Annotated in this window: 10 protein-coding genes and 1 tRNA gene; 4 read left to right on the top strand and 7 right to left on the bottom strand. The window is 32.0% G+C overall.

Annotated elements, in window-relative coordinates:
* Positions 1-34 precede the first annotated feature (34 nt).
* Positions 35-1,147: a diphosphomevalonate decarboxylase gene (locus AC9UEH_RS00965; protein WP_509527547.1), complete on the bottom strand. Its 1,113-nt coding sequence runs from the start codon at positions 1,145-1,147 to the stop codon at positions 35-37.
* A 106-nt stretch (positions 1,148-1,253) separates the two neighbouring features.
* On the opposite strand from AC9UEH_RS00965, the gene AC9UEH_RS00960 reads away from it, so the two are divergent.
* Positions 1,254-1,733, top strand: coding sequence for a TspO/MBR family protein (locus AC9UEH_RS00960; RefSeq protein WP_509527544.1), 480 nt, complete (start codon positions 1,254-1,256; stop codon positions 1,731-1,733).
* 54 nt (positions 1,734-1,787) lie between these two features.
* Here the strand turns inward: AC9UEH_RS00960 and AC9UEH_RS00955 are convergent, their stop codons facing one another.
* Positions 1,788-1,988: a BamP family beta-assembly machinery protein gene (locus AC9UEH_RS00955; RefSeq protein ID WP_509527561.1), complete on the bottom strand. Its 201-nt coding sequence runs from the start codon at positions 1,986-1,988 to the stop codon at positions 1,788-1,790.
* A gap of 248 nt (positions 1,989-2,236) precedes the next feature.
* Here AC9UEH_RS00955 and AC9UEH_RS00950 point away from each other — a divergent pair, with 248 nt between their 5' ends.
* Positions 2,237-3,241: a DNA cytosine methyltransferase gene (locus AC9UEH_RS00950; protein ID WP_509527541.1), complete on the top strand. Its 1,005-nt coding sequence runs from the start codon at positions 2,237-2,239 to the stop codon at positions 3,239-3,241.
* On the opposite strand, the gene AC9UEH_RS00945 is transcribed toward AC9UEH_RS00950, so the two are convergent.
* The 5 genes from AC9UEH_RS00945 to AC9UEH_RS00925 all read right to left on the bottom strand — a co-directional run bounded on the left by AC9UEH_RS00945 (position 3,234) and on the right by AC9UEH_RS00925 (position 6,289).
* Entirely contained in the window at positions 3,234-4,058 is an 825-nt protein-coding gene (locus AC9UEH_RS00945; protein WP_509527538.1) for a hypothetical protein, read from the bottom strand. The two genes, AC9UEH_RS00950 and AC9UEH_RS00945, sit on opposite strands and share 8 nt — an antisense overlap.
* The gene (locus AC9UEH_RS00940; RefSeq protein ID WP_509527536.1) at positions 4,055-4,267 is read right to left on the bottom strand and encodes a helix-turn-helix domain-containing protein; all 213 of its coding nucleotides are present in this window, start codon (positions 4,265-4,267) and stop codon (positions 4,055-4,057) included. Before AC9UEH_RS00940 ends, AC9UEH_RS00945 begins: the two co-directional genes overlap by 4 nt.
* A 317-nt stretch (positions 4,268-4,584) precedes the next feature.
* The gene (locus tag AC9UEH_RS00935; protein WP_509527533.1) at positions 4,585-5,793 is read right to left on the bottom strand and encodes a BaiN/RdsA family NAD(P)/FAD-dependent oxidoreductase; all 1,209 of its coding nucleotides are present in this window, start codon (positions 5,791-5,793) and stop codon (positions 4,585-4,587) included.
* An 80-nt stretch (positions 5,794-5,873) separates the two neighbouring features.
* Entirely contained in the window at positions 5,874-6,047 is a 174-nt protein-coding gene (locus AC9UEH_RS00930) for a hypothetical protein (RefSeq protein WP_509527530.1), read from the bottom strand.
* A gap of 169 nt (positions 6,048-6,216) precedes the next feature.
* Positions 6,217-6,289, bottom strand: a tRNA-Phe gene (locus AC9UEH_RS00925).
* 98 nt (positions 6,290-6,387) lie between these two features.
* Between AC9UEH_RS00925 and AC9UEH_RS00920 the strand changes: the two genes are divergently transcribed.
* Both AC9UEH_RS00920 and bamG read left to right on the top strand, forming a co-directional pair.
* Positions 6,388-7,149, top strand: a complete 762-nt coding sequence (locus AC9UEH_RS00920; protein WP_509527528.1) for a type III pantothenate kinase — start codon at positions 6,388-6,390, stop codon at positions 7,147-7,149.
* Positions 7,142-8,410, top strand: a complete 1,269-nt coding sequence (bamG, locus tag AC9UEH_RS00915; RefSeq protein WP_509527525.1) for a BamG family beta-barrel-assembly machinery protein — start codon at positions 7,142-7,144, stop codon at positions 8,408-8,410. The genes AC9UEH_RS00920 and bamG overlap by 8 nt, the downstream gene beginning before the upstream one ends.
* Positions 8,411-8,453 lie beyond the last annotated feature (43 nt).

The following is an 8,453-nucleotide window of genomic DNA, read 5'->3' as shown; positions in this document are numbered from 1 at the left end:
CAATTATCAATTATCAATTATCAATTATCAATTATCAATTATCAATTATCAATTGACTTCCAAATCCAATTTCATCACAAATGTACTGACCATTTTGACAATAGCCAACTAATTCGCTCTTAATAAATTGTAAAACTTTTTCCTTTGTTTTTTCTGGATATAAAATATGCACGTTTGCCCCCGCATCCAGTGTAAAACATACAGGAATTTGAGTTTCATTTCTGAATTTCCAAATGGCATTTATAATTTCCAAAGTATTGGGTTTCATCAGTATAAAATAAGGAATTGAAGTCATCATCATTGCGTGTAAAGTCAAGGCTTCGCTTTCTACAATTTTGATAAATTCGGTTAAATTGCCACTTTCAAAAATAGAAATTAACGCATCTAAATTTTCGTGTGCTTGTAGGAACCGCCTTTCGGCAAATGGATGCCCGTGCATTAAATCATGTCCAACAGTACTTGAAACTTGCTTTTCGCCTTTGTCAACCAATAATATGGTGTCTTGATAGTTCTTGAAATTTTCGTGAATTGCATTTGGAAATTCAACTCCAAATAAGTCGGAACTTCCTGAAATAGTATTGTGATTTCCCCACACAACAATACTACCTTTTACACTTCTGCAAGCGCTTCCCGAACCCAAACGAGCCAAAAATGATGCTTTTTTATAGAAATAATCATCAGTCATTTCAGTCCCGAAGTTTCGGGATAGCAATTTTTCTAAACTCATAAAATTTATTGCCAAAGCAGCCATTCCGGAAGCTGATGATGCTATTCCTGAGCTGTGTGGAAAAGTGTTTTGAGTGTCAATCGTGAAATGATAGTCTTTCAAAAAAGGTAAATAAACTTCAATTCGTTCTAAAAATTTCTGAATTTTAGGCTTGAAATCTTCTTTTGGTTTTCCTTCAAACAACAAATCAAAAGAGAAATTTCCGTCGTTATTTTTTTTGGCAAAAGCCAATTTAGTTTCAGTTTTACACGAATTTAATGTAAAACTTACGGAAGGATTTGCGGGAATTTGACTATTCTGATTGTCTTTTTTCCCCCAATATTTCACTAATGCGATGTTGCTTGGCGCGCTCCACGAAAAAGCCCCTTTTTCAATAGAATGCTCGTATTTTGAGGGTATAAAATCGTTTGCTGAACTCATAAACGGTACTAATTTTTACAAAGATACTTTTTTTGATTTATACGTTGGATTAATTTGACTATTCCACGCAAAGTTTCTTTAAATTTGTTATCTAAATTAAATAATTATGAACAAATATAAACGAATTTTAATTGTTGTAGCAACGTGTCTGGCGATTGGTTATTTTTCTGGAATGGCAACGAGATCAAGCGTTACGACTTGGTTTCCTAATTTAGTAAAACCAAGTTTTAATCCGCCAAGTTGGGTTTTTGCGCCAGTTTGGTCGATGCTTTATATTATGATGGGAATTGCCGCAGGATTGGTTTGGAACAGAATTGATACAAATAGAGAATTGGTAAAAAAAGCGTTGATTTTCTTTGCGATTCAGTTGGCGTTGAATGCGCTATGGTCAATATTGTTTTTCGGTTTGCATAACCCAATGTTGGCTTTAGTAGAAATTGTACTCTTGTGGTTGATGATTTATGAAACCTATGTTCAATTTGGAAAAATCGATAAAATTGCGGGTTATTTATTTATTCCTTATATCCTTTGGGTGAGTTTTGCTTCAGTTTTGAATGCTAGTATTTGGTGGCTGAACAGAGGTTAGTGTTCAGTGTACAGTTTTTTAGTAATCAATCGATTACGTGTAGAAAACATTTTATTATAGTTTTTTGAATTCAAGGTTTTTTGCAAATAAAAAATCCATCATAGCCAACGAATTATTGTTTTGAGCAACAATTTTAGATTTTGGATCGGCATCACAAAATTGTAGAAATAGTTCTATTTCATCTGGTTTTAAATTTAAACTTTTACTAAAATATTCTTGGTAATTTTTGTCTTTTGCTAATTCATAAAATTGAATTTCTGGAATTTTATTTTGTAAAAATATCTAAACCAAAAAGTTAAAGGGTTGATGTGACTACTAATTTCTTGTTAATCAAAGGATAAACTTCTCTTAATTAAAAGTACAAAAATGAATAATCCGTTAGCCCCGATGGGGCCGATATCCAACATAAATATAAGAATGGATTTATAATAAAAAAATTAAAAGTAATGTTTGCAAAATCAAAATAATTGTTTGTATATTTGCATACTAAAAGTAGCTTATTTATGAAAGTAGTATCTTTATTTGCAGGTTGTGGAGGTCTTGATTTAGGGTTAATAAAATCAGGACATAAAATTGTATTAGCAACAGATATAGACAAAGATTGTAAAAAAACTTATGATAATAATTTTGATCATCCATTGTATTTAAAGGATGTTAAAACATTAAAAGGAGAAGAACTTCCTGAATATGATTTACTTTGTGGAGGTTTTCCTTGTCAAGGTTTTTCAGTAGCTAACACTTATAGACACGTAAATGATGCAAGAAATGAACTCTATTTAGAAATTGTTAGACTCTTAAATGAAACCAAACCCAAATATTTTTTAGCTGAAAATGTTGCAGGTATTTTAAGTATTGGAAAAGGAGAAGTTGTTAAACAAATAATAAAGGAATTTTCAGAATGCGGAAATGGTTATCGAGTTGAAAAATTTTTATTAAATTCTGCAGATTATGGTGTTCCTCAGGGAAGAAAAAGGGTTATATTTTTAGGTGTATCAAATGATATTGATATAGAAAAAACAGATTTATTATTTAATAATTTTCCACCAAAAAAAACACATTCTGTAAAAGGGGAAAAAGACTTAAAACCATACAAAACATTAAGAGATACTATTTATAATTTACCCGAACCTGAAACAGTAGAAGGAGAAAAAATTGCTAATCACTACGGAACAAAACATAAGGTAAAAATTAACGGTTATATTGGAAACAGAAAACTTGATTGGGATAAAATAAGTCCAACAATTGTTGGAAGAGGCGGAGGCACAGGTGGCGCTGTTATAGCTGTTCACCCTAATTGTGAGAGAAGATTTACCGTTAGAGAAACTGCAAGAATTCAATCATTTCCTGATGATTTTATTTTCCACGGTTCAACAGGTTCGCAATTTAGACAAATAGGAAATGCAATTGCGGTTGGTTTTGCATATCATTTAGGTAAAACACTAAAAGATTGGGAAGATAATAAACTTATTAATGAAAATAAAACTCAATTAAATTTAAGTTTTATATAAGCTTACACCTTGGTAAACCACTTGTAATTCTATTGCAATAAAAACTTTCTAAATTTGCAATAGGTTTATATCCATTATTTCCGTGTACAAGGACTAACTTAACAATTTGAAAAACACTTCTAATAATTAAATTTAATTTTTCACGCAGTGTATTGGTTTCAAAAATTATAATATCATCTAATATAAGATTAGTAACTAATAAACGATTGTAAATATCTCTATCTCCAATTAATTTTACTTTTTCTTCAATAGAAATTTCCTCAATAATTATTTTTTTAAAAGCATTTGAAATTTCATAATCTTTTCTACTCCCATCAATTGATGAATATAAAGACATCGTCCCATGTTTTAACAAAATACTTTTTAACTCTTCAATAATTTCATTTGCCTTGTTTAAATTAGATTCAGAAACTTCATTTTTTCGTAAACCATCTAAAAGCAATGTGCTACTCCTTCCGCTTGTAGATTCAATCTTAATAATACATAATTTGATTATTATACCAACTTCACTATCTAATATTTCATTTTTTATAGAAATTAGTTTTTCTAAAATTCTTATTACATTTGAAATTATTGGTGTATAATGAGTTGCAACCTCTACTCCTAAACGAAAACTATTATCAGAATCTAATTTTTTCACTTCCCATTTCTCTCCATTTACTTCTAAATCATAAGCAAAGTTTTGGCCAAAAGGTTCAACATCAAATTCAACACCAAGTTTATGTTCGCCATCACCTACTGCATTTTCAGTTGTTGCAAAAGGAGTATTTACAGATTTTATTGTCCATGGATTCCAAATATCGTTATAGTAACTCATTTTAATAATTCAGTTATGTTTACATTTAAGCCATTAGCAATTTTTTCAATATTTACGAGAGTGATATTTTTCTCTGCTCGTTCAACCATACCAATATAAGTTCTATGAACATTAGCTAAGTCAGCTAATTGCTCTTGAGAAAGATTTTTTGAAACTCTAATTTCTCTAACTCTTTCGCCAAACTTAATAGAAATGAATTTTTTAGTCATATTGCTAATTTCAGTATGCAAAACTAAACTTAAACCAAAGTTTTTACAACCGACTAAAGGTAGCAATTTTTAATAGTATCAAATTAAAGAGAAAGCAACAATGTAATTAAGGAGTTTGAAAATTAGTTTGATGTGACTACTAATTTCTTGTTAATCAAAGGATAAACTTCTCTTAATTAAAAGTACAAAAATGAATAATCCGTTAGCCCCGATGGAGCCGATATCCTCGTAACGAAGTGGAGAGATAAAGGCAAAAGCGGGAATTGCAATTCCTGAAAAGCGGGAACAATTCGCTCCAAAATAAAATAGCGGAAAATCTAAATTGAATTAGCGACAATGAATCCGCTTGTCCACGCATTTTGGAAATTATAACCGCCCGTTACGGCATCGATATTTACAATTTCTCCAGCAAAATAGAGGTTTTCGTGCAATTTGCTTTCCATAGTTTTGAAATTAATTTCTTTCAAATCAATTCCTCCTGCGGTTACAAATTCTTCTTTGAAGGTGCTTTTTCCATTGACTTGAAACGTGCCATTTGTCAACTGATTGGATAAATTTTGAAGTTGGATTTTCGATAAATCAGCCCATTTTGTCTCTGATTCAATGCCCGAGGCGAGCACCAAACTTTCCCATAATCGGTTGGTTAAATCAAATGGCGACTTCTTGGAAACGGCTTTTTTTGCGTGTTCTAATTTTAATTCTTTGAGGGTTTTCTCGACATTTTCGGCATCTAAATCATTCAGCCAATTCACAAAAATGGTAAATTGGTAGTTTTTGTCGTGCAAAATCCGTGCTCCCCAAGCCGATAATTTTAGAATTGCAGGCCCTGACATTCCCCAATGTGTGATTAATAAAGGCCCTGAAGTTTCGAGTTTTGTGTCTTTAACTTTCACAGAAACTTGCGCTACAACACCTGGCAATTCTTTTATTCTTGGGTCTTTAATATTGAATGAGAATAGGGATGGGACGGGCGAAACGATAGCGTGGCCAAAGGTTTGAAGCATTTCCCAGATTTTTGGATTGCTGCCTGTTGCCAAAATTAATTTTTCGGTAATGTAGGTTTCCGATTGTGTTTCGACTTTCCAAAGTGCGTCTTTTTTGAATATAGATTGAACGCTTTGATTCGTTAAAACAGAAATTCCCAATTTTTTTGTGGCGTCTTGAAAACAGTCAATTATTGTTTGCGAAGAATTTGAAACGGGGAACATTCGTCCGTCGGCTTCAATTTTTAGTTCGACTCCGTGTTTTTCAAACCATTCGACGGTTTCTCCAGAGCAAAATTGATGAAACGGCCCTCGTAATTCTTTTTCGCCACGAGGATAGAATTTGACTAATTCGTTGGGTTCAAAACAGGCGTGGGTCACGTTGCATCTGCCTCCGCCAGAAATCCGTACTTTGTTGAGTACTTCATTTCCCCGTTCTAAAATAGCGACTTTCAACGACGGATTTTTTTCTACTGTATTTATAGCGGTAAAAAAACCGGCTGCACCACCGCCAATAATTAGTATATCGAAATTCTGATTCATAGTTGCTTTTTCAAAGTGCAAAGCTAAAATTAAAAAAGCACAAACCGAACTGATTTGTGCTTTTAGGTATTTTGAATTGCTTATTCGGCGATTAAAATTTTATATTCCCAAGGTTTGAAAGTGATTTTTTGATTTTTTGAAAAACTCATTTTTTCACCTGTCACATAATTGGTGTAATTTCCATCAATTGCTACTGAAAATGCTAGAAAAACTGAAAGAATTAGAAAATCAAACAAAGAATTTTGATTAGTCAAATATTTAAATGTATGAAATGCACGAAATGTAGCTAAAAACAATAACTTTTTTTATTGCTTGAAACACTAAAATTATAGCTTAATTTAATTTACAATACAAAAATCGTACAAATACATAAAACAATAATCCCTAACTACTTTAATTTAAAGTGATTAGGGATTTTTAACGTGGTACCTCCAGGGTTCGAACCAGGGACACATGGATTTTCAGTCCATTGCTCTACCAACTGAGCTAAGGTACCTTACTTTCGCGGGTGCAAATATAGTACGAATTTTAATTTATACAAAACAATTATTAAAAAAAATCTATTCGTACCTTCGCAACATCTAATTATAAATTATGCTTTTAGCGGTAGATGTTGGGAATACTAAAATTAAAGCGGCTGTCTTTGAGGGTTCTAACCTTGTAGAACGGTTTGATTTTTATAGTTCGGAACTTCAAAAACAACTTGATTTTACTTTAAATAAATATCAAAATACAACCGATATAGTTATTGCAACTGTTGGAAACCTACCAGAAGAAGCGTTTTTAGCATTTGAAAATCGGTTAAATGTTCATTTTATTACCCACAATTCTACTTTTCCTTTTCACAATAAATATGAAACGCCACATTCTTTAGGAATCGATAGAATGGTTTTGGCGAGTGGTGCGGTTTTGAATTTTCCAAACCAAAACCGATTGGTTATTGACGCCGGAACGTGTATTACGTATGATTTTATTGACGAAAATGACAATTATCTTGGGGGCGCAATTTCGCCAGGAATTCGGTTGAGGTATGAATCATTACATCATTACACTGCAAAATTACCTTTATTGACATTGGAATTATTTAAAGAAAATTTAAATACTATTGATGAAAACGAATTCATAGGAAATTCAACTTCAAGTGCCATTCATTCTGGGGTTTTAAATGGCGTTCAAAATGAAATTGAGGGTTTTATTGCTCAATATCAACTTGTATATCCTAAATTTATAATAATTTTAACGGGAGGAGACACAGAATTTTTGGCTAAACGATTAAAAAATACCATATTTGCCAATTCAAATTTCCTTTTAGAGAGCTTGAACCAAATATTTCAATATAAAAATCAAAATGATTAAAAAAATTTTAATACCCGCTTTTCTGCTTTTATCAGTAATTTCATTTGCACAACAAGCAACTTCGTCTCCTTATTCTTTTTATGGAATTGGCGATGTAAAGTTCAAAGGAACAGCGGAAAACCGTGCAATGGGAGGATTGACTATTTTTTCTGATAGTATTCACTTGAATTTTCAAAATCCTGCATCATATTCAAAATTAAAATTAACTACTTTTTCATTGGGTGGGACCTATCTTACTACGAATTTAACTACAAGTTCACAAAGTGAAAATGCAAGAAGAACCGCGATAGATTATTTAGCAGTTGGACTTCCATTTGGTAAATTTGGTGTTGGTTTTGGATTGTTGCCCTATTCTTCAGTTGGATACAATATTCAGTCAAATACTTCAGCAACAACTTCGCCGGCTGTAACTCCTGCAGAAATCAAAAAGTATACAGGAAGTGGTGGGCTAAACAAAGTTTTTGCAGGCGTTGGCTACGAATTCTCACCTAAATTAAGTTTTGGAATTGATTTTAGTTATAATTTCGGAAAAATTGAAACCTATTCTCTTCGATTTGTTGAGGGAATTCAATTTGGTTCCAGAGAAAAGAATTTATCTGATATTGGAGGAGCAACATTTACTGCGGGTGTAACATATAATACTAAAATAAGCAGCAAACTTACTGGTTTTGGGAGCTTGACTTATTCGCCAGAAAGCATATTGAAATCTACAAATGAAAGAAACATTGCAACTATTCAATATTCTAGCTCGGGTGCCGAAATAGTTGTAGATCCTTTGGATGTCACTGTAGCAAACACTTCTATTAAATTGCCCTCAAAATTGGCTTTAGGTTTTGGAATCGGACAAAATAGAAAATGGATGATAGGAACTGAAATTACCTATCAACAAAGTAGTGACATGGGAAATAGATTCAATGATATAAATAATGTTAAATTCGAAAATGCGATAAAATACAATATTGGGGGGTATTACATTCCAAATTACACTTCTTTTTCAAAATATTTTGAAAAAATAACGTATCGTGCGGGGTTGAGATATGAAAACACAGGACTGATTATCAATAACAAATCAATTAATGATTTTGAAGTTACAGCGGGTCTTGGATTGCCAATTATTGGTGTTTTTTCTAATATTAATATCGGTATTGAATACGGAAAACGTGGAACAACTTTAGCGAATTTAGTTCAAGAAAATTACACCAATATCACAGTAGGTCTTTCTTTAAACGATAAATGGTTCCAAAAGAAACGTTTTTATTAGGCTTAAAGCCAATGGTAATTCCGTTGAAAATTTACTTTTTTTA

This window comes from Flavobacterium sp. (assembly GCF_040402835.1).
Lineage (GTDB): Bacteria > Bacteroidota > Bacteroidia > Flavobacteriales > Flavobacteriaceae > Flavobacterium.
This window is presented reverse-complemented; position numbering and strand designations above follow the sequence as displayed.

What these genes read in the sequence shown, in the direction of transcription:
- AC9UEH_RS00940 (WP_509527536.1), bottom strand. Translation starts at nt 4,267, where the DNA reads ATGACTAAAAAATTCATTTCTATTAAGTTTGGCGAAAGAGTTAGAGAA.
- AC9UEH_RS00965 (WP_509527547.1), bottom strand. Translation starts at nt 1,147, where the DNA reads ATGAGTTCAGCAAACGATTTTATACCCTCAAAATACGAGCATTCTATT.
- bamG (WP_509527525.1), top strand. Translation starts at nt 7,142, where the DNA reads ATGATTAAAAAAATTTTAATACCCGCTTTTCTGCTTTTATCAGTAATT.
- AC9UEH_RS00935 (WP_509527533.1), bottom strand. Translation starts at nt 5,793, where the DNA reads ATGAATCAGAATTTCGATATACTAATTATTGGCGGTGGTGCAGCCGGT.
- AC9UEH_RS00960 (WP_509527544.1), top strand. Translation starts at nt 1,254, where the DNA reads ATGAACAAATATAAACGAATTTTAATTGTTGTAGCAACGTGTCTGGCG.
- AC9UEH_RS00950 (WP_509527541.1), top strand. Translation starts at nt 2,237, where the DNA reads ATGAAAGTAGTATCTTTATTTGCAGGTTGTGGAGGTCTTGATTTAGGG.
- AC9UEH_RS00945 (WP_509527538.1), bottom strand. Translation starts at nt 4,058, where the DNA reads ATGAGTTACTATAACGATATTTGGAATCCATGGACAATAAAATCTGTA.
- AC9UEH_RS00920 (WP_509527528.1), top strand. Translation starts at nt 6,388, where the DNA reads ATGCTTTTAGCGGTAGATGTTGGGAATACTAAAATTAAAGCGGCTGTC.